Genomic DNA, 22,780 nt, shown 5'->3' on the forward strand with positions numbered 1-22,780 from the left:
GTCGAGATTCTTATGGATAAATTGATTATTACTGGCGGTGCTCGTCTTGACGGCGAGATCCGCATCTCCGGGGCTAAGAACTCCGCCCTGCCGATCCTGGCGGCCACCCTGCTGTGCGATGGTCCGGTGACCGTTGCCAACCTGCCACACCTGCACGACATCACCACCATGATCGAGCTGTTCGGTCGCATGGGGATCGAGCCGGTGATCGACGAGAAGCTGGCCGTCGAAATTGATCCGCGCACCATCAAGACCCTGATCGCTCCGTACGAACTGGTTAAAACCATGCGTGCGTCGATCCTGGTGCTGGGCCCGATGGTTGCCCGTTTCGGTGAAGCCGAAGTCGCGCTGCCTGGCGGTTGCGCCATCGGTTCGCGTCCGGTTGACCTGCACATCCGTGGCCTGGAAGCCATGGGCGCGGTCATTGACGTCGAAGGCGGCTACATCAAGGCCAAGGCGCCTGAAGGCGGCCTGCGCGGTGCGCACTTCTTCTTCGATACCGTCAGCGTGACCGGTACCGAAAACATCATGATGGCCGCTGCCCTGGCCAAGGGCCGCAGCGTCCTGGCAAACGCCGCGCGCGAGCCTGAAGTCGTCGACCTGGCGAACTTCCTGAACGCCATGGGTGCCAAGGTTTTGGGCGCTGGCACCGATACCATCACCATCGATGGCGTCGAGCGCCTGCACACCACCACCTACAAGGTGATGCCGGACCGTATCGAAACCGGCACCTACCTGGTAGCCGCGGCCGTGACCGGCGGTCGTGTGAAGGTCAAGGACACCGATCCGACCATCCTCGAAGCCGTGCTGGAGAAACTCCGCGAAGCAGGCGCCGAAATCAATACCGGTGAAGACTGGATTGAGCTGAACATGCACGGCAAGCGGCCTAAAGCCGTGAACGTGCGAACCGCTCCGTACCCGGCGTTCCCGACCGACATGCAGGCGCAGTTCATCTCCCTCAACGCCATTGCCGAAGGCACTGGTGCCGTGATCGAGACGATCTTCGAAAACCGTTTCATGCACGTTTACGAACTGCACCGCATGGGCGCGCACATCCAGGTCGAAGGCAACACCGCCATCGTCACCGGCATCGAAAAGCTCAAGGGCGCGCCAGTGATGGCCACCGACCTGCGTGCTTCGGCCAGCCTGGTAATTTCGGCGTTGATCGCTGAAGGCGATACCCTGATCGACCGCATCTACCACATCGACCGTGGTTATGAGTGCATCGAAGAGAAACTGCAGATGCTGGGCGCCAAGATCCGCCGCGTTCCGGGCTAGTTGTTGCAGATGGGGCACAGGGATGTGCCCAATGTTTTTCAAGTCGAGCCGGTTTCCGGCTCGATGCGTGTCCGGCGCCGATTGCGACCGGGCATAAGATTCCTGATTAAGGGCTGACGTTTCCCATGCTGACCATCGCACTGTCCAAGGGCCGCATCCTTGACGACACCCTGCCGCTTCTGGCTGAAGCGGGCATCGTGCCGACCGAGAATCCGGACAAGAGCCGCAAGCTGATCATCCCCACGACCCAGGAAGACGTACGCCTGTTGATCGTGCGTGCCACCGACGTGCCGACGTATGTCGAGCATGGTGCCGCCGACCTCGGTGTCGCGGGTAAAGACGTGCTGATGGAATACGGCGGCCAGGGCCTGTACGAGCCACTGGACCTGCAGATTGCCCAGTGCAAGTTGATGACCGCCGGCAAGGTCGGCGCGGTCGAGCCCAAGGGCCGCCTGCGTATCGCCACCAAGTTCGTCAACGTTGCCAAGCGTTACTACGCCGAGCAGGGCCGCCAGGTCGACATCATCAAGCTCTACGGCTCGATGGAGCTGGCGCCGCTGATCGGCCTGGCCGACAAGATCATCGACGTGGTGGACACCGGTAACACGCTGCGGGCCAACGGCCTGGAGCCACAGGATTTCATCGCGGCCATCAGCTCCCGGCTGATCGTCAACAAAGCGTCGATGAAAATGCAGCACGCCCGTATCCAGGCGTTGATCGACACCCTGCGCAAGGCAGTGGAGTCTCGACACCGCGGCTGATTCACTTGCGCGACTTTGAGTCGCGCCGTCTATCCGCCTCATAGCCAGAATTCTCAGGTGCCCAAGCGGATCGAATGTTAGTTTCGGGCGCCTGAGTTTTTTGCCAATCCTATGAGGCTCTCGCTATGACCGCACCGACTGCAATTCGCCGACTCAACGCTGCTGACCCGGATTTCGCGCATCATCTGGATCATCTGCTGAGCTGGGAAAGTGTGTCTGACGACTCGGTCAATCAGCGGGTGCTGGACATCATCAAGGCCGTGCGCGAGCGTGGCGATGCTGCGTTGGTGGAATTCACCCGCCAGTTCGACGGGCTGGACGTCGCGTCCATGGCGGACCTGATCCTGCCACGCGAACGCCTGGAGCTGGCACTTACCCGCATTACCGTGCCGCAGCGCGAAGCCCTGGAAAAAGCCGCAGCCCGCGTACGCAGCTACCACGAAAAGCAGAAACAGGACTCCTGGAGCTACACCGAAGCCGACGGCACCGTACTGGGCCAGAAGGTCACGCCGCTCGATCGCGCCGGTCTGTACGTACCGGGCGGCAAGGCGTCGTACCCCTCTTCAGTGTTGATGAACGCGATTCCGGCCAAGGTTGCCGGTGTGACCGAAGTGGTCATGGTGGTGCCGACCCCGCGCGGTGAAATCAACGAGCTTGTGCTGGCGGCTGCCTGCATCGCCGGCGTTGACCGTGTGTTCACCATCGGTGGCGCACAAGCGGTTGCCGCGCTGGCTTATGGCACCGAAAGCGTGCCGCAGGTCGACAAAGTGGTTGGCCCGGGCAACATCTATGTCGCCACCGCCAAGCGTCACGTGTTTGGCCAGGTCGGTATCGACATGATCGCAGGTCCCTCCGAGATCCTCGTGGTATGTGACGGCCAGACCGATCCTGACTGGATCGCCATGGACCTGTTCTCCCAAGCCGAGCATGACGAAGATGCCCAGGCGATTCTGGTCAGCCCGGATGCGGCCTTCCTCGATCAGGTCGCCGCGAGCATCGCCAAACTGATGCCGACCATGGAGCGCGCCGAGATCATCGAAACCTCGATCAATGGCCGTGGTGCGCTGATCCAGGTGCGTGACATGGCGCAAGCCATCGAAGTGGCCAACCGCATCGCGCCGGAGCACCTGGAACTGTCGGTCGCCGATCCGCACGCCTGGCTCCCGCAGATCCGCCATGCCGGTGCCATCTTCATGGGCCGTCACACCAGCGAAGCGCTGGGCGATTACTGCGCAGGCCCGAACCACGTATTGCCGACTTCCGGCACGGCGCGGTTCTCGTCGCCGCTGGGCGTATACGACTTCCAGAAACGTTCGTCGATCATTTTTTGCTCGGAGCAGGGCGCGTCCGACCTGGGCAAAACCGCTTCCGTGCTGGCCCGCGGCGAGTCGCTGACCGCCCACGCCCGCAGTGCCGAATACCGCATCATCGACGACAAGCAGGGGAACTGAGATGAGTAAATTCTGGAGCCCGTTCGTCAAGAACCTGGTGCCCTACGTACCGGGCGAGCAGCCAAAGCTGGCAAAACTGGTAAAGCTCAACACCAACGAAAATCCGTACGGTCCATCGCCCAAGGCCCTGGCCGCGATGCAGACCGAACTGAACGACAACCTGCGCCTGTACCCGGACCCGAACAGCGATCTGCTGAAAAATGCCGTGGCCAAGTACTACGGCGTGCAGAGCAACCAGGTGTTCCTCGGCAACGGTTCCGACGAAGTCCTGGCGCACATCTTCCACGGCTTGCTGCAGCACGATCAGCCGCTGCTGTTCCCGGACATCAGCTACAGCTTCTATCCGGTCTACTGCGGTTTGTATGGCATCAAGTTCGACGCGGTGCCGCTGGACGAGCAGTTCCAGATCAATCCTGCGGACTACGCGAAACCGAACGGCGGGATCATCTTCCCCAACCCGAACGCACCGACCGGTTGCCTGCTGGCGCTGGAGGCGGTCGAGCAAATCCTCAAGGCCAACCCGGATTCGGTGGTCGTGGTGGATGAGGCCTACATCGACTTCGGTGGCGAGACGGCTATCACCTTGGTGGACCGTTATCCGAACCTGCTGGTGACCCAGACCCTGTCCAAATCCCGTTCCCTGGCGGGCCTGCGAGTTGGCCTGGCGGTGGGGCATCCGGACCTGATCGAGGCGCTGGAGCGGATCAAGAACAGCTTCAACTCCTATCCAATCGATCGCATCGCCAATGTCGGTGCGGCGGCGGCGTTCGAAGATCGCGAGTATTTCGACAAGACCTGTAGCCTGGTGATCGAACACCGTGAGTGGGTGATCGCGCAGTTGCAGGCCTTGGGCTTTGAAGTGCTGCCGTCGGCGGCGAACTTCATCTTTGCCCGTCACCCCAAGCATGATGCGGCAGGCCTGGCAGCCAAACTGCGTGAGCAGGGCGTGATCGTGCGGCACTTCAAACAGGAGCGGATTGCGCAGTTCTTGCGGATATCAATTGGTACGCCGGAGCAGAATCAGGCATTGATTGAATGTTTAGGTAACTTGTAAGTACTATAAAAACAACCTGCTCCGATCTTCGCGAGTCGTGAGCAGGTTGATTGCTTGTGTTTCATCTATGAGGTTTTGGCTTGAGTTTGCGATAAATATGCGTTTTTTGTTAATGGCTCTTAAATGGTTTTATTCTGATGGTGAACGCTCTTCCAAGTTGAATAGAATGTTTACGATGTCACCGTTTTCAAGTTCCATGTCGATATTTGCTAAAGCTTTTTTATAGTGGTTTTTGAATGTGCCAGTAATTTTTCCTTTTTGAACGCTATGTGAGATGCCATTAAAGATCAGGGCCCATCGAACGTGATGCGGCGTTACGTCACGTTCGTAATCTTGGATGTACTTACCGTCAGCCTCTATGCCGGTTAGGAGTGACACATAAAAACTGTTGTCTTTGATAGTGCCAAACGTATTTGCGTATAAGTAACCTTGTTTTTTGTTGTCGTAAGCGTGATCTACATTGCGCGAGTGAGATTTATCACCGTTCCATGTGATTTCAGCAGTCCCTGCATACATTTTAGGTTCGGGGTTGAAATTGTGATCTTTTTGATTAGACATGATTTTGCCTTGTTAAGATATGGGGTTGATTTAATCCAGTGAATATCCGATGGCCTAGATGGGTTGCTCTGGATGATGTGCCGAGTGCAGCCTAAACCTTTTATAAATTAAAAAGCACTGTCATAAGTGACAGTGCTTTAGAGCTAATCGGAATGGTTTCAGGTGGTTTGTATCAAAAGCCTGATATGCGTTTTATAGTTTTAAGCGATCTTGTATAGCAATGGTTTTGTAGAAGCAGCGTTGAGTTACTCGTGATGCGGCTCGCCCAAAAACGTCAGCGAGCTGAACAATCCCCGACTGCTCACGTCAGTGCTGTCCTTCACGGGCACTTCAACCTGCGCCGCAATTACATTCAACCCTTCATTACGCACTAGCACCTGCGCCCGACCGTCCGCATCAGTCTCGGTAGTCAGGGTATTCGGCGCGTTGCGGTAGTCGCCAACCAACTTCACTCCCGCCGCCGGCTTGCCGTCCAGTAGCACCCGGACTGGCAACGACTGGCCCGGTCCAACGGCCCACGGATCGGCCTCCGGCAGGATCAGCAATTTGATCTGATCGAGTTTCGGCAGCTTCACTCCCGGCTGATAAATCGCCAGGCTGTATTTGAATGTCTCTGTGGCTTCGATGGCGCCGGGCACTTTGCTGCGTCCCTCGTTGATCCATTTTTTGTCGGCTGTTTGCGACCACATGCCGTTGTTTAGTGCCACCGCGATAACGGCGGGCGGCTTCAGCGGTTGCAGGCGTGCGTGATCGGTCAGGCGCTGCACCGTCACCGGAATCATTTTTCCGTTGCTGTCGTAGGCCCAGGCGCCACTGATTTTCTGCGCCTTGAACGCATTGTCCTCGGCGCCATGGCCGTAGATCACTTCAATGTTGCCACGGCGTTGTTCGGTCCATAGACCGTGGGCCGAGACCTGGGTGGCGAACAGCAAACCGAGCAGCGCCAGGGGTTTGAGAGGGTGCATGGGGACGTCCTATTACAGGGTGAGTGTCAGGCTGACAGTGAAATTGCGCGGCTCGCCGGGATTGACCCAGTAGTTGCTGTACGAGCGCTCGAAGTATTTCTCGTCGAAAACATTGTTCAGGTTCAGTCCCACCGTGACGTTTTCGCTGGCCTTGTAATGGGCCAGCAGGTCGACGGTGTGGTAGGCCGGCAATTCAAAGTCGCTGCCGGCTTCACCCGAGCGATCGCCGACATAGGTGAAGGCCGCGCCGACGTCCGAACCGCGCCAGTGACCGTCCTGAAACTCATAAACCCCCAACAGGCTGCCGCTGCGTTTGGCCACGCCGAGAATTCGGCTGCCGGTGGGAATGACCTTGTCGCCTTGGGTGACTTCTGCATCGATGTAGGCGAAGGCGCCGATTACGCGTACTGCGTCGGTCACTTGCCCGGCGAATTGCAGATCGAAACCCTGGCTGCGCGCCTTGCCCATGGCGCGGCTGGTGTCGGTGCCCGGATCGAGGGCGAGGACGTTTTCCTTCTCGATATGGAAAGCGGCGAGGGTGGTGCTCACGCGCTCGTCGAACAGCTCGCTCTTGATGCCCACTTCATAGCCGACGCCTTCTTCCGGGTCGAAGGATTTGCCGGCGGCGTCCAGGCCGTTATTGGGTTTGAACGAGGTGGAGACATTGGCGAACAAGCCGACTTCAGGCGTCAGCTGATAGAGCAGGCCGGCCCGTTGGGTCAGGGCGTCGTGACGCTGGCGGCTGGTGGTGTCGCGGGTGTGGTTGTCTATGCGCTGCTCGAAGTTTTCCAAGCGTACACCGAGCATGCCCCGCAGCTTGTCAGTGAAAATGATCTGATCCTGCAGGTTCAGTGCATGGCTTTCGACGTGCTCGAAGAAGTCCGTCCCTGAGCGTGCACCGTCGGGTTTCGGCTGGCCGTAAATCGGGTTGTAGATGTCGATGGCGTAGGGGCTGCCGGCGATCGTCGTGACCCGCTCGTCCTTGCGATAGTTCTCGTACTCGCTACCGATCAGCAATTCGTGCTGCCAGCTGCCGAGCTCGAACAAGCCGCGCAGTTCGAGCTGGGTGATGCTGTCGTGCCAGTTGTTGTCACGCTCGCGGTAACGGCGGTTGACCGAGTGGCCATCGGCGTTCAGCGGCCGTGACTCGGAGGCGAAACCCCAGAGTTTGCCCTCCTTGTAGTGGCTGGCCAGGCGCAGCTTCCAGGTGTCGTTGAGCTGATGTTCGAGTGCGGCCTGCAGCAGATTGTTGTGGTTGTCGATGTCGCCGTCGTTGGGTTCGCCGAGGAATGTCGAACGGGAAACGCCGCTCCACGTATTGTTCGGCGCGACGATGCCACGGTCGAAGGTGGAGCTGTGCCGGACGAATTCGCTTTCCACCAACAGGCTGGTGTCGGGATTGAGTTGCCAGCTGAAGGAGGGCGCGACGAACACGCGTTGACTGTCGACATGATCACGGAAGCTGTGGTTGTCCTCGACGGCCAGGTTCACTCGCGACAGGACTTCACCTTGTTCATCCAGTGGCGTGTTGAGGTCCAGCGCGGTGCGATAGCGATCCCAGCTGCCGGCGCTGGTTTGCAGTGTGGCAAAGGCTCCAGGTTGTGGCTTCTTGGTGACGATGTTGACCGTGCCGCCGGGATCACCCCGGCCATACAGGCTGGCAGCCGGGCCTTTGAGCACTTCGATGCGTTCGATGTTGGCCGCATCCGGTGTGCTGGGGTAGCCCCGGTTGGCGCTGAATCCGTCCTTGTAGAACTCCGACGTGGTGAAGCCGCGCACGCTGTATTCGTAAAGCGTCAGGCCGCCGAAGTTATTCTGCTTCGACACCCCACCGGCAAAATCCAGCGCGCGTTCGACGCTGGTACTGCCCAGGTCCTTGAGCACGCTGGCGGGAATCACGCTGATCGATTGCGGAATGTCGCGGATGGCCGTGTCGGTCTTGGTCGCGCTGGATGAGCGGGTGGCGCGATAGCCCTCGACCGGGCCTGTGGGGGATTCGTAATCGGAAGTGACGCTGATGGCGTCCAGTTCAAACGTGGGTGATTCTTCGGCGAAGGCCGGGTTTCCCAGCAGGCCGAAGGCGAATCCGACGAAGGAGGCCTTTGTTCGAGACGACATGTTATGTTGTTCCAATTGCAGTAATTGAAACAATATAACATGTCTAATGAGAATATCTTCCAATAGCCCGAATTTCTCGGGCCAGGTTTATTTCTCTTCTTTTTCCTTGACCGGCGCAGGCGGCGGACGCAGGCCGATTTCCGCGGTGAGCTTGAGTTCCTTGCCGTTGCGCATCACTTGGATCGCAACTTTGTCGGTCGGCTTGATCCGCGCGACCTGGTTCATCGAGCGGCGGCCATCGCCCGCCGGCTCGCCATCGATGCTGAGAATCACGTCACCCAATTGCAGGCCGGCCTTTTGCGCCGGACCGTCGCGGAAAATCCCCGCTACCACGATGCCCGGACGCCCCGACAGGCCAAACGATTCCGCCAGTTCCTGGGACAATGGCTGCACTTCGATACCGAGCCAGCCGCGAATCACCTGGCCGTGTTCGATGATCGACTTCATCACTTCCATGGCCAGCTTCACCGGAATCGCGAAACCGATGCCTTGCGAGCCGCCGGACTTGGAGAAGATCGCGGTGTTGATGCCGGTCAGGTTGCCATTGGCGTCCACCAGCGCACCGCCGGAGTTGCCGGGGTTGATTGCGGCGTCTGTCTGGATGAAGTCTTCGTAGTTGTTCAGGCCCAGCTGATTGCGCCCGGTGGCACTGATGATGCCCATGGTCACTGTCTGGCCAACGCCGAACGGGTTGCCGATGGCGAGTGCCACGTCGCCGATGCGGATGTTGTCGGAGCGGCCGACGGTGATCGAAGGCAGTTTCTTCAGGTCGATCTTGAGGACCGCGAGGTCGGTTTCCGGGTCGCTGCCGATCACCCGTGCCAGGGTTTCACGGCCGTCCTTGAGCGCCACCACGATCTGGTCGGCACCGCTGGTCACGTGGTTGTTGGTCAGGATGTAACCTTCCGGGCTCATGATCACGCCGGAGCCGAGGCTTGACTCCATGCGTTTCTGCTTGGGCGAGTTGTCGCCGAAGAAGCGACGAAACTGCGGATCCTCGAACAGCGGATGATTGGGTTTGTTGATGACTTTGGTGGTGTACAGGTTCACCACCGACGGCGCGGCGGTGGTCACCGCGTCGGAATAGGACACCGGGCCTTGCTGCATGCTGGTAGTTTGCGGGGCTTGTTGCAGGTTTACGTCGAGGCTTGGAAGCCCGACCCACTGCGGGTACCGCTGGATGATTAACAGAGCGACAAGCACGCCGGCCAACAGCGGCCAGCCGGAAAAACGCAGCGCCTTGAGCATTAAGCACGTCCTGAGAGAGTTGCAGGCGGTATGAGACCGCTCATAATGACGCGCATTATACGAGGCCGCGCGTGCCTCTGAACGGGATATTTAGGAGTCTTTTATGGCCGTCGCCCTGAGCACCCTGGTCGAAGAAGCCGACCGTTACCTCGGCAGTTCGAAAATTGCCGATTACTGCCCCAACGGCCTGCAGGTCGAGGGCCGGCCGCAGGTGATGCGCATTGTCAGTGGCGTCACCGCCAGCCAGGCCTTGCTCGATGCCGCGGTGCAGGCCAACGCCGACCTGGTGCTGGTGCATCACGGCTACTTCTGGAAAGGCGAGAACCCGTGCATCACCGGCATGAAGCAGCGCCGCCTGAAAACGCTGCTCAAGCACGACATCAGCCTGCTGTCCTATCACCTGCCGCTGGACCTGCACCCTGAGGTTGGCAACAACGTGCAGTTGGCGCGGCAGCTGGACATCACCATCGAAGGTCCGCTCGATCCCGACAATCTGAAGATCGTCGGTCTGGTCGGCTCGTTGAACGAGCCCGTGACGCCCCGGGATTTTGCTCGCCGGGTGCAGGAAGTCATGGGCCGCGAGCCGTTGCTGATCGAAGGCAGCGCAATGATTCGCCGCGTTGGCTGGTGCACCGGTGGCGGTCAGGGCTACATTGATCAGGCGGTGTTGGCGGGTGTCGATCTGTACCTCAGCGGCGAAGCCTCGGAGCAAACCTTCCACAGTGCGCGGGAAAACGACATCAGCTTCATTGCTGCCGGGCACCACGCCACCGAGCGTTATGGCGTGCAGGCGCTGGGTGATTACCTGGCGAAGCGGTTTGCACTTGAGCACATCTTTATCGATTGCCCCAACCCAATCTGACGGGTAAACGCGATCCCCTGTAGGAGCGAGCCTGCTTGCGATGGACCTGAGACCACCACGGGGTGTCAGGCTCCCAGCGTTATCGTTGACGACCATCGCGACGGTGCGACGATTCGACAGGCTCGCTCCTATAGGGGACGCGCGTTTCGCCCAAACAGGCGGGCATATTCATATGCTCTTTCGATCTAGTTGGCGTCCTGATTAGAAGGGGGCGCTGTGCTAGGATTCCCCGCTCGAACACGGCCCGCTGGCCGTTCATAAGAATGTTTTCGTGAGTAGCCATGGTCGACAAACTGACGCATCTGAAACAGCTGGAGGCGGAAAGCATCCACATCATCCGCGAGGTGGCCGCCGAGTTCGACAACCCGGTGATGCTGTACTCCATCGGTAAAGACTCCGCCGTGATGCTGCACCTGGCACGCAAGGCGTTCTTCCCCGGCAAGCTGCCGTTCCCGGTAATGCACGTCGACACCCAGTGGAAGTTCCAGGAGATGTACAGCTTCCGCGACAAGATGGTTGCCGAGCTGGGCCTGGACCTGATCACCCATGTGAACCCTGAAGGTGTGGCGCAAGGCATCAACCCGTTCACCCACGGCAGTGCCAAGCACACCGACATCATGAAGACCGAGGGCCTGAAGCAGGCACTGGACAAGCATGGTTTCGATGCCGCCTTCGGTGGCGCGCGCCGCGATGAAGAGAAATCCCGCGCCAAGGAGCGCGTGTACTCGTTCCGTGACAGCAAGCACCGCTGGGACCCGAAAAACCAGCGCCCGGAGCTGTGGAACGTCTACAACGGCAAGGTCAACAAGGGCGAATCCATCCGCGTATTCCCGTTGTCGAACTGGACCGAGCTGGACATCTGGCAGTACATCTATCTGGAAGGCATCCCTATCGTCCCGCTGTACTTCGCCGCCGAGCGTGAAGTCATCGAGAAGAACGGCACCCTGATCATGATCGACGACGAGCGCATCCTCGAACACCTGAGCGATGAAGACAAAGCCCGCATCGTCAAAAAGAAAGTGCGTTTCCGTACCCTTGGCTGCTACCCGTTGACGGGCGCGGTGGAGTCCGAGGCCGAAAGCCTCACGGACATCATTCAGGAAATGCTCCTGACGCGAACTTCCGAGCGCCAGGGCCGTGTCATCGACCACGATGGCGCAGGCTCGATGGAAGACAAAAAACGTCAGGGTTATTTCTAAGGGGTTGTTATGTCGCACGCATCTGATTTGATCAGCGAGGACATCCTCGCCTACCTGGGCCAGCACGAACGTAAAGAGCTGCTGCGCTTTCTGACCTGCGGTAATGTCGACGACGGCAAGAGCACCCTGATCGGGCGCCTGCTGCACGACTCCAAGATGATCTACGAAGATCACCTGGAAGCGATTACCCGCGACTCGAAAAAAGTCGGCACCACCGGCGAAGACATCGACCTGGCACTGCTGGTCGATGGCCTGCAGGCCGAGCGCGAACAAGGCATCACCATCGATGTCGCGTACCGCTACTTCTCCACCGCCAAGCGCAAATTCATCATCGCCGACACCCCCGGCCATGAACAGTACACCCGCAACATGGCCACCGGTGCGTCCACCTGTGACCTGGCGATCATCCTGGTCGACGCCCGCTACGGCGTGCAGACCCAGACCCGTCGCCACAGCTTCATCGCCTCGTTGCTGGGCATCAAGCACATCGTCGTCGCCATCAACAAGATGGATCTCAAGGACTTCGACCAGGGCGTGTTCGAGTCGATCAAGGCCGACTACCTGCAGTTTGCCGAGGGCCTGAAGCTCAAGCCGACCAGCATGCATTTCGTGCCGATGTCGGCGCTGAAGGGCGACAACGTAGTGAACAAGTCCGAGCGCTCGCCGTGGTACACCGGCCAGTCGCTGATGGAAATCCTCGAGACCGTGGAAGTGGCGGGCGACCGCAACTTCACCGACCTGCGTTTCCCGGTGCAGTACGTCAACCGTCCGAACCTGAACTTCCGCGGTTTCGCCGGCACCCTGGCCAGCGGCATCGTCAAGAAGGGCGACGAAGTCGTGGTGTTGCCGTCGGGCAAGAGCAGCCGCGTGAAATCCATCGTCACCTTCGAAGGTGAACTGGAGCACGCAGGTCCAGGTCAGGCGGTAACACTGACTATGGAAGACGAGATCGACATCTCCCGTGGCGACCTGTTGGTTCACGCCGACAACGTGCCGCCAGTCACCGACAGCTTCGAAGCGATGCTGGTGTGGATGGCTGAAGAGCCGATGCTGCCGGGCAAGAAATACGACATCAAGCGCGCCACCAGCTACGTGCCGGGCTCCATCGCCAGCATCGTCAACAAGGTCGACGTGAACACCCTGGAAGAAGGTCCGGCCAGCGCGTTGCAGCTGAACGAAATCGGCAAGGTCAAGATCGCGCTCGACGCGCCGATTGCCCTCGACGGTTACGACAGCAACCGCACCACCGGCGCGTTCATCATCATCGACCGCCTGACCAACGGCACCGTTGGCGCCGGCATGATCGTTGCGCAGCCGGTGGCGCATGGCACCAGCACGCACCACGGCAAACTGGCCCACGTCGCTACCGAAGAGCGCGCACAGCGCTTCGGTCAGCAACCGGCCACCGTGTTGTTCAGCGGTTTGTCGGGCGCGGGCAAAAGCACCCTGGCCTACGCCGTTGAGCGCAAGCTGTTCGACCTGGGTCGTGCGGTGTACGTGCTAGATGGTCAGAACCTGCGTCACGACCTGAACAAAGGTCTGCCACAGGATCGCGCCGGACGTACCGAGAACTGGCGTCGTGCCGCACACGTGGCGCGTCAGTTCAACGAAGCCGGTCTGCTGACACTGGCAGCGTTCGTTGCGCCGAGTGCCGAAGGTCGTGAACAGGCTCGGGAGCTGATCGGCAAAGAGCGCCTGGTGACGGTCTACGTCCAGGCCTCGCCGACAGTCTGTGCCGAGCGTGACCCGCAAGGCCTGTACGCGGCGGCCGGGGATAACATCCCGGGCGAGTCTTTCCCGTACGACGTGCCGCTGGATGCCGACCTGGTGATCGACACCCAGTCCGTGTCGCTGGAAGAAGGCGTCAAGCAGGTCTTGGAACTGTTGCGTAAACGCGGCGCGATCTAAGCGTTAGCCGCACATAAAAAACCCGCCGATGAGTGATCATCGGCGGGTTTTTTTGTGTCCTTGAGATCGCCATCGCTGGCAAGCCAGCTCCCACAGGTTTCGTGAACACCGCATATCACTGTGGGAGCTGGCTTGCCAGCGATGAGGCCGGTACAGGTACCTCAAGACTTCGCGGGATACTCGCGATGCATCTGCCCCAGCAACGCATCCTTGTCCTGCCACAACTGGTTGATCCAGCCCTGGAACTGCAAGCGGTACTCACCGTCCTGGTCGTAGTTCTTGCCAATGAACTGCGGCGGAATCTTCAGCTCCTGAAAATGCACCACCACGTCTTTGACGTTGCCGCATAGCAAGTCCCAGAAGCCGGGGCGACCGGCTGGATAATGGATCGTCACGTTGACGATGGACTCAAGCTGCTCGCCCATGGCATCCAGCACAAACGCAATACCACCGGCCTTGGGCTTGAGCAGGTACTTGAACGGTGATTTCTGCTGGGCATGTTTGCCTTCGGTAAAACGCGTGCCCTCGACAAAATTGAAAATGCCCACCGGGTTATCACGAAACTTCGCACAGGTCTTGCGCGTGGTTTCCAGGTCCTTGCCTTTCTTCTCCGGGTGCTTTTCCAGATAGGCCTTGGAGTAGCGTTTCATGAATGGAAAACCCAGCGCCCACCACGCCAGTCCAATCACCGGCACCCAGATCAACTCCTGCTTGAGAAAGAACTTCAGCGGCTGGATACGCCGATTGAGCACGTATTGCAGCACCAGGATATCGACCCAGCTCTGGTGGTTGCTGGTGATCAGGTACGAGTGCTGGTAGTCGAGGCCTTGCAGGCCGCTGACGTGCCAGCGGGTGCGGCGAACCAGGTTCATCCAGCCTTTGTTGATGCTGATCCAGGCTTCGTGTGTATGGCCCATCAACCAGTGTGCGATGCGTTGGGTGAGCGCGAACGGCAGTACCTTGAACAGCGCCACACAGAACAGGAACGAGCACAGCAAAATCGTGTTCAGCGCCAGCAGCAGCGCGGCAATCACTCCGCGCAAAAACGCGGGTAGGAAATCCAGCATTTACACATCCATAGGTCGGTTGGCAGCTTGAATCGCGGTCAGGGCGATGGTGTAGACGATGTCGTCGACCTGCGCGCCGCGCGGCAAATCGTTCACCGGCTTGCGCAGGCCCTGCAGCATCGGCCCGAGGCTGACGCAGTCGGCACTGCGCTGCACGGCTTTGTGCGTGGTGTTGCCGGTGTTGAGGTCGGGGAACACGAACACCGTGGCGCGACCGGCCACCTGGCTGTTGGGTGCCAGTTGCCGGGCCACGGTTTCGTTGGCGGCGGCGTCATACTGCAACGGACCGTCGATCAGCAGCGAGTTTTGCTGTTCATGGGCGAGCAATGTCGCTTCGCGGACCTTCTCGACTTCCTCGCCGCTCGCCGACTCGCCACTGGAATAGCTGATCATCGCCACACGCGGAGTGATGCCGAATGCCGCCGCCGAGTCGGCGCTCTGCAGGGCGATCTCGGCCAGTTCCGTGGCGCTCGGGTGCGGGTTCATCACGCAGTCGCCGTAGACCAGCACTTCTTCGGGAAACAGCATGAAGAATACCGACGACACCAGGGTGCAGCCCGGCGCGGTCTTGATCAGCTGCAGCGCCGGGCGGATGGTATTGGCGGTGGAGTGAATGACGCCCGATACGAGGCCGTCGACCTCATCCAGCGCCAGCATCATGGTGCCGATCACCACGGTGTCTTCCAGTTGCTGCTCGGCCATCGGTGCGTTGAGGCTTTTGCTTTTACGCAGGGCCACCATTGGCTCGACGTAGCGCTCGCGAATCAGGTCAGGGTCGAGGATTTCCAGCCCCGGCGGCAGTTCGATGCCTTGCGCACGGGCCACGGCTTCGACGTCGGCAGGCTTGGCCAGCAACACGCAACGGGCAATGCCACGGGCCTGGCAGATCGCCGCGGCCTGTACGGTCAATGGTTCGCTGCCTTCCGGCAGGACGATGCGCTTGTTGGCGGCCTGTGCGCGCTGGATCAATTGATAACGGAACACCGCTGGCGACAGGCGCATTTCCCGCGGGGTACCGCAGCGCTGGTGCAGCCAGTTGGCGTCCAGGTGGCTGGCGACGAAATCGGTGATGATCTCCGCACGCTCGCGGTCGTCGATCGGGATTTCCTTGTTCAGGCCGTTCAGCTGGTTGGCGGTGTCGTAGGAGCCAGTGCTCACCGACAGTACCGGCAGTCCAGCCTGCAGGGCGCCTCGGCAGAGGTCCATGATGCGCGGGTCGGGCAGGGTGTCGCTGGTCAGCAACAGGCCGGCCAGCGGCACGCCATTGATGGCCGCGAGGCTGACGGCGAGGATGATGTCATCGCGATCGCCGGGAGTCACCACCAGCACGCCGGGCTTGAGCAGCTCCACGGTGTTGCGCATGGTGCGCGCGCAAATGATGATGTTGGTCATGCGCCGTGTTTCATAGTCGCCGGCGTTGAGCACTTGCGCGCCCATCAGGTCGGCCACGTCGCGCGTGCGAGGGGCGTTCAGTTCCGGGCGGAACGGAATGCAGCCCAGCAGGCGGAAATCGCCACTGCGCAATAGCGGCGAATGTTCCTTCAGGCGCGCGGCAAAGGCCTCCATGCTTTCGTCTGTCTTGACCTTGTTAAGGATCACGCCGAGGACTTTCGGGTCTTTCGGGCCGCCAAACAACTGCGCCTGCAATTCCACGCGACCGGACAATTCGGTCAGCACTTCGTTTTCCGGCGCCGACACCAGGATCACCTCGGCATCGAGACTCTTGGCCAGGTGCAGATTGACCCGCGCGGCATAGCTGGCGCTGCGGGTCGGCACCATGCCCTCCACGACCAGCACGTCCTTGCCGATGGCGGCTTGCTGGTAGAGGGTGATGATTTCTTCGAGCAGTTCATCAAGCTGACCGTCACCGAGCATGCGCTCGACATGGGCCAGGCCCAGCGGCTGCGGCGGTTTCAAGCCGTGGGTGCGGGCTACCAGTTCGGTAGAGCGCTCAGGGCCCGTGTCACCCGGATGTGGCTGGGCAATCGGCTTGAAAAAGCCGACTTTCAGACCGGCGCGCTCGAGGGTACGTACCAGCCCGAGGCTGATGGAGGTCAGGCCCACGCCAAAATCGGTGGGCGCGATAAAAAAAGTTTGCATGCGGATTCTCTGGAGGTGCATGGCAATGGTGACGGCCTATGACTGGCCAACTACCGAAATTCAGTCGCCAAGGTTATCGCTAACCGAGCCTTGTGCGCACCAACCGCAATCAAAGGGTTGGCCTATTTTTTCACGGCGCTGCACGGGATCCACGACCCAGGCGCGGGATTGCCACGGCGGCTGGTGGCGCAAGTGCTGGGTGTGGCCGCAGGAAAGCTCGGCCACCCAGTGGCCGTCTTCGTCCTGGTGGAAGCCTGTGATCGTCACGTCCCGTCTGTCCGGGTTGTGTTCGCTTTCGGGCGATTGCTTCGCTAAACTGCGTCTTTCATCATTCTTATGCAAAAGGTCTCGCCCCATGCTGATCGCCGCCAATAAGGCTGTCTCCATCGACTATACCCTGACCAACGACGCTGGTGAGGTCATCGACAGCTCCGCCGGCGGCGCGCCGCTGGTCTACCTGCAAGGTGCAGGCAACATCATCCCGGGCCTGGAAAAGGCGCTGGAAGGCAAAGCAGTCGGCGACGAGCTGACCGTGGCCGTTGAACCAGAAGATGCCTACGGCGAGTACGCTGCCGAACTGGTCAGCACCCTGAGCCGCAGCATGTTCGAAGGTGTCGACGAGCTGGAAGTGGGCATGCAGTTCCACGCATCCGCTCCGGACGGCCAAATGCAGATCGTGACCATCCGCGATCTGGACGGCGACGACGTCACCGTAGACGGCAACCACCCGTTGGCTGGTCAACGCCTGAACTTCCAGGTCAAGATCATCAACATCCGTGATGCCAGCCAGGAAGAAATCGCTCATGGCCACGTCCATGGCGAAGGTGGCCATCACCACTGATTTCTGCGCTAAGCTCAGATAGCTGGAGAGGCGCCCCGAGGGCGCCTTTTTAGTCTGCGGCTGTTCCAGGCGACACCACCAAGTGGCTGTTTCGAGAAGAACACGGGAATCTGGAGTACGTCATGAGTGCTTTTCACGAACTTAATTTGACAGCCCTGGATGGTCAGGCGCTACCTCTGGCGCCTTTCAAAGGGCAGGTCGTGCTGGTGGTCAACGTGGCCTCCAAATGTGGCTTGACGCCACAGTACGCGGCGCTGGAAAACCTCTACCAGCAGTTCAAGGGTAAAGGCTTCAGCGTGCTGGGCCTGCCATGCAACCAGTTTGCCGGTCAGGAACCAGGTACCGAGCAAGAAATAAAGGACTTCTGCAGCCTCAACTATGGCGTGACCTTTCCGTTGTCCAGCAAGCTGGAAGTCAACGGTCACGAGCGTCATCAGCTGTACAAGTTGCTGGCGGGCGAGGGCGCTGAGTTTCCCGGTGACATCACCTGGAATTTCGAGAAGTTCCTGTTGGGTAAAGATGGGCGTGTACTGGCGCGGTTTTCGCCCCGTACCGCGCCGGATGATCCGAGCGTGGTTCAGGCGATCGAGAAAGCGCTGGCCTGACATCTCCCTCTGTAGGAGCGAGCCCGCTCGCGATGGTCGTGAACGATAACGCTGGTAGCCTGACTCCCAGCAGCGTTCTCAGGTTCATCGCGAGCAAGCTTGTTCCTACAGTATTCGTGTCTTTTGATTCTTAATCACCCAAATCAATAGTGCTGTTCAGCGCGTGCGAACCTCCATATTATAGTCGTCATAAAGTCTATCCCCGTGGAGCGTCCCCATGCCCGTCAAAGCCCTGTTCAAACCGTTCCACCTCGGCACTCTCGAACTGCCGACCCGCGTCGTCATGGCGCCGATGACTCGCTCGTTTTCGCCGGGCGGCGTACCCAATTCCAAAGTGATCGAATATTACCGTCGTCGCGCAGCGGCCGGCGTGGGCTTGATCATCACTGAAGGCACCACCGTCGGGCACAAGGCTTCCAACGGCTACCCGAACGTACCGCATTTCTATGGTGAAGCCGCGCTGGCTGGCTGGAAGAAAGTCGTCGACGCGGTTCACGCTGAGGGTGGCAAGATCGTTCCGCAACTGTGGCATGTCGGCAGTGTGCGTCGCATCGGCACCGAGCCGGACGCCAGCGTGCCGGGTTATGGCCCGTCGGAAAAAGTGAAAGAGGGCAATGTCGTGGTTCACGGCATGAGCAAACAGGACATACAGGACGTGATCGCTGCGTTTGCCCAGGCGGCGAAGGATGCCCAGAGCATCGGCATGGACGGCGTGGAAATCCACGGTGCCCACGGCTACCTGATCGACCAGTTCTTCTGGGAAGGCAGCAACCAGCGCACCGACGAGTACGGCGGCAGCCTGGCCAACCGTTCGCGTTTCGCCATCGAATTGATTCAGGCGGTACGTGCGACAGTCGGTGAAGGTTTCCCGATCATCTTCCGTTTCTCCCAGTGGAAGCAGCAGGACTACACCGCGCGCCTGGTGCAAACCCCGGAGGCGTTGGGCGAGTTCCTCAAACCGTTGGCTGACGCTGGCGTGGACATTTTCCACTGCTCGACACGTCGCTTCTGGGAGCCGGAGTTCGACGGTTCCGAGCTGAACCTGGCGGGCTGGACCCGCAAGCTCACTGGCAAGCCGACCATCACCGTGGGCAGCGTGGGTCTGGACGGCGAGTTCCTTCAGTTCATGGTCAACACCGACAAGGTGGCGCAGCCGGCTAGCCTGGAAAAACTGTTGGAGCGCTTGAACAACGACGAGTTCGACCTGGTGGCGGTGGGTCGTGCATTGCTGGTGGATCCGGACTGGGCGCAGAAAGTACGTGACGGCCGTGAGGAAGACATCCTGCCGTTCAGACGTGAGGCGTTGATGACGCTGGTTTAAGCAGCGACTGGCAAGGCCCCATCGCCAGCAGGCTGGCTCCCACAGGTCCTGTGTACACCGCAGATCCCATGTGGGAGCCAGCCTGCTGGCGATGACTGATCCAATGTCACCATGGGCTAGGGCAAGGTCGGTGCATTCGGCACCACCACCTCTCCAACACAAGCGCCCCGCAACTGCCCCTCGAACTGCTCGATGATCGCCGCCCAACCCTGCCGACTGGCATGCTGACGCGCATTGAGCCGCACACAGCGCAAGGTTTCGCGCTTCTCCAGCAACCACACGGCGGCATCGCAGAACGCCTCTTCATCCCCCGGCATCGCCAGCACGCCGTTGTAGCCATGACGAATATGCTGCGCCGCTGCCGCCTGGTCGTAAGCCACCACCCCCAGTCCCGAGGCCAATGCCTCAAGCACCACATTGCCGAAGGTCTCGGTCAGGCTCGGAAATAGAAACACATCCCCGGACGCATAGTGGCTCGCCAGGGCTTCACCCCGTTGCGCCCCGCAGAAAATCGCCTCGGGCAATTCGCTTTCCATCAGCGGCCGTTGCGGGCCATCGCCCACCACGATCAGTTTCATAATGCGCTGTGGATAAGTGGACTTGAGCGTATCGAAACAACGTTTGAGCAAGCCGAGGTTTTTCTCCGTTGCCAAACGGCCGACGTGGATAACGGCAATGTCCTTCTCGCCCAGCCCCCATTGCTCGCGAAGCGCGTTCAAGCGTTTGCTCGGGTGAAACAACTGGCTGTCGACGCCGCGGGACAGCAACGCCAGGCGCTCGAAATGCCGGCGTTCCAGCTCCATGCGCTGGCTGACACTGGGCACCAGGGTCAGGTTCGAGCGATTGTGGAACCAGCGCAAATAGTGGGTCAGCAGCCGAGTCAGCAAGCCGAACCCGTACTGGCTGGAGTACTGCTGGAAGTTGGTGTGGAAGCCGCTCACCACGGAAATACCCAGGCGCCGTGCAGCGCGCAATGCCGACAACCCCAAAGGCCCCTCGGTGGCGATATACAGCACATCCGGGCGATGGCGCTGCCAGCGCCGCAGCAGCTTGTGCATCGACGACTGTCCCCACTGCAACCCGGGATAGCCCGGCAGCGGCCAGCCCCGGCACAGCAACAATCCATCATCACTACTCGCCGATTGATCGCAGCCCTGGCGAGGTCGCACCAATTCCACCTGGTGCCCGCGCGCGCGCAATCCGTCGCACAGTCGCCCAAGGGTATTGGCAACGCCGTTGATTTCCGGAGGAAAGGTTTCGGTGATCAGGGTGATATGCAGGGCTGTCGTCATAGCCTCAGTGTCGGCTGAGGCCATGTCGGCGTTATGACGGTGAGATGATGGATTTGTGACCGACTAGCGTTGAGTCACCAGATTTTCCGCCCCACGCTCACGCACCCAGAACAAGGTCGCCCCGGCCACGGCCGCCGGCATCATCAGGATGTTCACCACCGGAATCAGCAGCACCAGGTAGACGCTGCCGCCGAAGCTCATGCTCTGCCAGCGCTTCTGCCGCAGCCAGGCGAGCATCTCGTTCCAGCCCAGCTTGTGGTTGTCCGCCGGGTAGTCGATGTACTGGATCGCCATCATCCACACCCCGAACAGCAGCCACAGCGGCGCCGCGATGATGTTCACCACCGGGATGAACGAAAGGATGAACAGCCCCAGCGCCCGAGGCAGGAAATAACCGAGCTTGCGCATTTCCCGGGCGAATGTCCGCGGGACCATGGCGATCAGCTCGCCCCAGCTGAAGGCCGGGAAGTCGTCGGTGCCGCGCACCACCACTTCGACTTTTTCCGCGAGGAAGCCATTGAAGGGTGCCGCGATGATATTGGCGAGCATGGTGAAGGTGAAGAACACCATCAACACCACCAGCACCACGAACAACGGCCACAGCACATAGTTGAGAAAACCCAGCCAGTCGGGCAGGGACGGCATCAGCGTATCGACCCACAGGCTGAACTGATGGCCGGCCAGAAAGATCAATCCGACGAACAGCACCAGGTTGATGGCCAGCGGTAACAATACGAACAAACGTAAACCGGGGCTCAGGACCAGCTTGAGGCCTTCGCGCAGGTATTGCGGGCCGGACAGAACGGGGGCGGGCATAACGGGCTCCGGACAATGGGAAACGCGCCGACCTTACCGGCTTTGCCTGACAGGCGAAAGCGCGACAGCGACATCGACATTAACTGTAACAAAGGCGTCCTGATTATCGCTCAGTAGGGATAGAGACCACCTATGAGCTGGATTGTTAAACCGTATTTCCTTAATCTTCGCCCCCTCGATACGCTGCACCCAATCTTTTTACAGGACGGTCGAGTTCAAGCCTTCCCCAAGCGCTTTCAATCGTTCTTTTTTATTCCCGCCGGTCAGCCGGCGTTCCGCGCCAGGTATTCCGGGCCGGTCAACAGGAGCAGGTCATGTCTGAAGTCCGTCATTCGCGAGTGATTATTCTCGGTTCCGGCCCTGCCGGTTACAGCGCCGCGGTCTATGCCGCCCGTGCCAACCTCAAGCCACTTTTGATCACCGGCATGCAGGCCGGCGGTCAACTGACCACCACCACCGAAGTCGACAACTGGCCGGGCGATGTCCACGGCCTGACCGGCCCGGCGTTGATGGAGCGCATGCGCGAGCACGCCGAGCGCTTTGAAACCGAGATCGTTTTCGATCACATCAATGCCGTGGACTTCGCTGCCAAGCCTTACACCCTGACCGGCGACAGCGCGACCTACACCTGCGACGCCCTGATCATCGCCACCGGTGCCAGCGCTCGTTACCTGGGCCTGCCGTCGGAAGAAGCGTTCATGGGCAAGGGCGTTTCGGCCTGCGCGACCTGCGACGGTTTCTTCTACCGCAACAAGCCTGTGGCCGTGGTCGGCGGCGGTAACACCGCTGTTGAAGAAGCCCTGTACCTGGCCAACATCGCCAGCACCGTGACCCTGATCCACCGTCGCGAGACCTTCCGCGCCGAGAAGATCCTGATCGACAAGCTCAATGCCCGCGTGGCCGAAGGCAAGATCATCCTGAAGCTGAACGCGACCCTGGACGAAGTGCTGGGCGACAACATGGGCGTGACCGGTGCCCGCCTGAAAAACAACGACGGCAGCTTCGACGAAGTGAAAGTCGACGGCGTGTTCATCGCCATCGGCCACACCCCGAATACTTCGTTGTTCGAAGGCCAGTTGACCTTGAAAGACGGCTACCTGGTCGTGCACGGCGGCCGTGACGGCAACGCCACTGCGACCAGCCTCGAAGGCATCTTCGCCGCCGGTGACGTGGCTGACCACGTCTACCGCCAGGCGATCACCTCCGCTGGCGCCGGTTGCATGGCGGCACTGGATGCCGAGCGTTACCTGGACAATCTGCAGAACGCTTGATTCTGCGTCCGTAAAAAAACCGGCTTCGGCCGGTTTTTTTGTGCCCACCGAAAATGCACATACCC

General features: G+C 60.0%; 20 protein-coding genes. 11 read left to right on the forward strand and 9 right to left on the reverse strand.

Going from position 1 to position 22,780, the window contains the following annotated elements:
* Positions 1 to 12: 12 nt before the first annotated feature.
* The 4 genes from murA (at position 13) to hisC (ending at position 4,544) form a co-directional block, all read left to right on the forward strand.
* Positions 13 to 1,278, forward strand: a complete 1,266-nt coding sequence (gene murA, locus PMI35_RS31880; RefSeq protein ID WP_008054379.1) for a UDP-N-acetylglucosamine 1-carboxyvinyltransferase — start codon at positions 13 to 15, stop codon at positions 1,276 to 1,278.
* A gap of 125 nt (positions 1,279 to 1,403) precedes the next feature.
* The gene (gene hisG, locus PMI35_RS31875) at positions 1,404 to 2,039 is read left to right on the forward strand and encodes an ATP phosphoribosyltransferase (RefSeq protein WP_008018703.1); all 636 of its coding nucleotides are present in this window, start codon (positions 1,404 to 1,406) and stop codon (positions 2,037 to 2,039) included.
* Between the two features lie 125 nt (positions 2,040 to 2,164).
* Positions 2,165 to 3,490, forward strand: a complete 1,326-nt coding sequence (gene hisD, locus PMI35_RS31870) for a histidinol dehydrogenase (RefSeq protein WP_008054380.1) — start codon at positions 2,165 to 2,167, stop codon at positions 3,488 to 3,490.
* Between the two features lies 1 nt (position 3,491).
* Positions 3,492 to 4,544: a histidinol-phosphate transaminase gene (hisC, locus tag PMI35_RS31865; RefSeq protein WP_008054381.1), complete on the forward strand. Its 1,053-nt coding sequence runs from the start codon at positions 3,492 to 3,494 to the stop codon at positions 4,542 to 4,544.
* Between the two features lie 129 nt (positions 4,545 to 4,673).
* On the opposite strand, the gene PMI35_RS31860 is transcribed toward hisC, so the two are convergent.
* The 4 genes from PMI35_RS31860 to algW form a co-directional block, all read right to left on the reverse strand.
* A complete protein-coding gene (locus PMI35_RS31860; RefSeq protein ID WP_008054382.1) occupies positions 4,674 to 5,102 on the reverse strand; it encodes a hypothetical protein in 429 nt (142 codons plus the stop codon).
* Positions 5,103 to 5,347: 245 nt separating this feature from the next.
* The gene (locus PMI35_RS31855) at positions 5,348 to 6,067 is read right to left on the reverse strand and encodes a DUF4198 domain-containing protein (protein ID WP_008054383.1); all 720 of its coding nucleotides are present in this window, start codon (positions 6,065 to 6,067) and stop codon (positions 5,348 to 5,350) included.
* A gap of 12 nt (positions 6,068 to 6,079) precedes the next feature.
* Positions 6,080 to 8,185 (reverse strand): TonB-dependent siderophore receptor, encoded by a 2,106-nt coding sequence (locus PMI35_RS31850; RefSeq protein ID WP_008054384.1) that lies wholly within the window; start codon positions 8,183 to 8,185, stop codon positions 6,080 to 6,082.
* Between the two features lie 87 nt (positions 8,186 to 8,272).
* Complete coding sequence (algW, locus tag PMI35_RS31845; protein ID WP_008054385.1) at positions 8,273 to 9,433, reverse strand: Do family serine endopeptidase AlgW; 1,161 nt, start codon at positions 9,431 to 9,433, stop codon at positions 8,273 to 8,275.
* Positions 9,434 to 9,536: 103 nt separating this feature from the next.
* Here algW and PMI35_RS31840 point away from each other — a divergent pair, with 103 nt between their 5' ends.
* The 3 genes from PMI35_RS31840 (at position 9,537) to cysN (ending at position 13,402) form a co-directional block, all read left to right on the forward strand.
* On the forward strand, positions 9,537 to 10,295 hold the full coding sequence (locus tag PMI35_RS31840; protein WP_008054387.1) for a Nif3-like dinuclear metal center hexameric protein: 759 nt from the start codon (positions 9,537 to 9,539) through the stop codon (positions 10,293 to 10,295).
* A gap of 281 nt (positions 10,296 to 10,576) precedes the next feature.
* Complete coding sequence (cysD, locus tag PMI35_RS31835) at positions 10,577 to 11,494, forward strand: sulfate adenylyltransferase subunit CysD (protein ID WP_008054388.1); 918 nt, start codon at positions 10,577 to 10,579, stop codon at positions 11,492 to 11,494.
* 9 nt (positions 11,495 to 11,503) lie between these two features.
* Positions 11,504 to 13,402, forward strand: coding sequence for a sulfate adenylyltransferase subunit CysN (gene cysN / locus PMI35_RS31830; RefSeq protein WP_008054389.1), 1,899 nt, complete (start codon positions 11,504 to 11,506; stop codon positions 13,400 to 13,402).
* Between the two features lie 161 nt (positions 13,403 to 13,563).
* On the opposite strand, the gene PMI35_RS31825 is transcribed toward cysN, so the two are convergent.
* From PMI35_RS31825 to PMI35_RS0132080, 3 genes are read right to left on the reverse strand one after another with little or no spacing between them, the layout of a single operon-like run.
* Complete coding sequence (locus tag PMI35_RS31825) at positions 13,564 to 14,469, reverse strand: acyltransferase (protein ID WP_008054390.1); 906 nt, start codon at positions 14,467 to 14,469, stop codon at positions 13,564 to 13,566.
* Positions 14,470 to 16,569 carry a phosphate acetyltransferase gene (gene pta, locus PMI35_RS31820; RefSeq protein WP_008054391.1) on the reverse strand — a complete coding sequence of 700 codons (2,100 nt, stop codon included), beginning with the start codon at positions 16,567 to 16,569 and terminating at the stop codon, positions 14,470 to 14,472.
* Between the two features lie 60 nt (positions 16,570 to 16,629).
* The gene (locus PMI35_RS0132080) at positions 16,630 to 16,956 is read right to left on the reverse strand and encodes a DUF3565 domain-containing protein (RefSeq protein ID WP_032831239.1); all 327 of its coding nucleotides are present in this window, start codon (positions 16,954 to 16,956) and stop codon (positions 16,630 to 16,632) included.
* Here PMI35_RS0132080 and PMI35_RS31815 point away from each other — a divergent pair.
* The 3 genes from PMI35_RS31815 (at position 16,925) to PMI35_RS31805 (ending at position 19,336) form a co-directional block, all read left to right on the forward strand.
* Positions 16,925 to 17,410 (forward strand): FKBP-type peptidyl-prolyl cis-trans isomerase, encoded by a 486-nt coding sequence (locus tag PMI35_RS31815; protein ID WP_008054392.1) that lies wholly within the window; start codon positions 16,925 to 16,927, stop codon positions 17,408 to 17,410. The two genes, PMI35_RS0132080 and PMI35_RS31815, sit on opposite strands and share 32 nt — an antisense overlap.
* A 122-nt stretch (positions 17,411 to 17,532) precedes the next feature.
* A complete protein-coding gene (locus PMI35_RS31810; RefSeq protein ID WP_008054393.1) occupies positions 17,533 to 18,015 on the forward strand; it encodes a glutathione peroxidase in 483 nt (160 codons plus the stop codon).
* A gap of 217 nt (positions 18,016 to 18,232) precedes the next feature.
* A complete protein-coding gene (locus tag PMI35_RS31805) occupies positions 18,233 to 19,336 on the forward strand; it encodes an NADH:flavin oxidoreductase (protein ID WP_008054394.1) in 1,104 nt (367 codons plus the stop codon).
* 116 nt (positions 19,337 to 19,452) lie between these two features.
* Here the strand turns inward: PMI35_RS31805 and PMI35_RS31800 are convergent, their stop codons facing one another.
* Together PMI35_RS31800 and cysZ are read right to left on the reverse strand one after the other, a co-directional pair.
* Positions 19,453 to 20,652, reverse strand: coding sequence for a glycosyltransferase family 4 protein (locus PMI35_RS31800; protein ID WP_008054395.1), 1,200 nt, complete (start codon positions 20,650 to 20,652; stop codon positions 19,453 to 19,455).
* Between the two features lie 39 nt (positions 20,653 to 20,691).
* The gene (gene cysZ, locus PMI35_RS31795) at positions 20,692 to 21,444 is read right to left on the reverse strand and encodes a sulfate transporter CysZ (protein WP_008054396.1); all 753 of its coding nucleotides are present in this window, start codon (positions 21,442 to 21,444) and stop codon (positions 20,692 to 20,694) included.
* 314 nt (positions 21,445 to 21,758) lie between these two features.
* Here cysZ and trxB point away from each other — a divergent pair, with 314 nt between their 5' ends.
* Positions 21,759 to 22,715 carry a thioredoxin-disulfide reductase gene (trxB, locus tag PMI35_RS31785; RefSeq protein WP_008054398.1) on the forward strand — a complete coding sequence of 319 codons (957 nt, stop codon included), beginning with the start codon at positions 21,759 to 21,761 and terminating at the stop codon, positions 22,713 to 22,715.
* The last annotated feature ends 65 nt before the right edge of the window (positions 22,716 to 22,780 follow it).

Origin of the sequence: Pseudomonas sp. GM78 (genome assembly GCF_000282475.1) — a bacterium.
Lineage (GTDB): Bacteria > Pseudomonadota > Gammaproteobacteria > Pseudomonadales > Pseudomonadaceae > Aquipseudomonas.

What these genes read in the sequence shown, in the direction of transcription:
- PMI35_RS31805 (WP_008054394.1), top strand. Translation starts at nt 18,233, where the DNA reads ATGCCCGTCAAAGCCCTGTTCAAACCGTTCCACCTCGGCACTCTCGAA.
- PMI35_RS31860 (WP_008054382.1), bottom strand. Translation starts at nt 5,102, where the DNA reads ATGTCTAATCAAAAAGATCACAATTTCAACCCCGAACCTAAAATGTAT.
- pta (WP_008054391.1), bottom strand. Translation starts at nt 16,569, where the DNA reads ATGCAAACTTTTTTTATCGCGCCCACCGATTTTGGCGTGGGCCTGACC.
- murA (WP_008054379.1), top strand. Translation starts at nt 13, where the DNA reads ATGGATAAATTGATTATTACTGGCGGTGCTCGTCTTGACGGCGAGATC.
- cysD (WP_008054388.1), top strand. Translation starts at nt 10,577, where the DNA reads ATGGTCGACAAACTGACGCATCTGAAACAGCTGGAGGCGGAAAGCATC.
- PMI35_RS31810 (WP_008054393.1), top strand. Translation starts at nt 17,533, where the DNA reads ATGAGTGCTTTTCACGAACTTAATTTGACAGCCCTGGATGGTCAGGCG.
- PMI35_RS31855 (WP_008054383.1), bottom strand. Translation starts at nt 6,067, where the DNA reads ATGCACCCTCTCAAACCCCTGGCGCTGCTCGGTTTGCTGTTCGCCACC.
- PMI35_RS0132080 (WP_032831239.1), bottom strand. Translation starts at nt 16,956, where the DNA reads ATGGAGACAGCCTTATTGGCGGCGATCAGCATGGGGCGAGACCTTTTG.
- PMI35_RS31825 (WP_008054390.1), bottom strand. Translation starts at nt 14,469, where the DNA reads ATGCTGGATTTCCTACCCGCGTTTTTGCGCGGAGTGATTGCCGCGCTG.
- PMI35_RS31800 (WP_008054395.1), bottom strand. Translation starts at nt 20,652, where the DNA reads ATGGCCTCAGCCGACACTGAGGCTATGACGACAGCCCTGCATATCACC.
- PMI35_RS31815 (WP_008054392.1), top strand. Translation starts at nt 16,925, where the DNA reads ATGCTGATCGCCGCCAATAAGGCTGTCTCCATCGACTATACCCTGACC.
- hisC (WP_008054381.1), top strand. Translation starts at nt 3,492, where the DNA reads ATGAGTAAATTCTGGAGCCCGTTCGTCAAGAACCTGGTGCCCTACGTA.
- hisG (WP_008018703.1), top strand. Translation starts at nt 1,404, where the DNA reads ATGCTGACCATCGCACTGTCCAAGGGCCGCATCCTTGACGACACCCTG.
- PMI35_RS31840 (WP_008054387.1), top strand. Translation starts at nt 9,537, where the DNA reads ATGGCCGTCGCCCTGAGCACCCTGGTCGAAGAAGCCGACCGTTACCTC.
- cysN (WP_008054389.1), top strand. Translation starts at nt 11,504, where the DNA reads ATGTCGCACGCATCTGATTTGATCAGCGAGGACATCCTCGCCTACCTG.
- trxB (WP_008054398.1), top strand. Translation starts at nt 21,759, where the DNA reads ATGTCTGAAGTCCGTCATTCGCGAGTGATTATTCTCGGTTCCGGCCCT.
- hisD (WP_008054380.1), top strand. Translation starts at nt 2,165, where the DNA reads ATGACCGCACCGACTGCAATTCGCCGACTCAACGCTGCTGACCCGGAT.
- cysZ (WP_008054396.1), bottom strand. Translation starts at nt 21,444, where the DNA reads ATGCCCGCCCCCGTTCTGTCCGGCCCGCAATACCTGCGCGAAGGCCTC.
- algW (WP_008054385.1), bottom strand. Translation starts at nt 9,433, where the DNA reads ATGCTCAAGGCGCTGCGTTTTTCCGGCTGGCCGCTGTTGGCCGGCGTG.
- PMI35_RS31850 (WP_008054384.1), bottom strand. Translation starts at nt 8,185, where the DNA reads ATGTCGTCTCGAACAAAGGCCTCCTTCGTCGGATTCGCCTTCGGCCTG.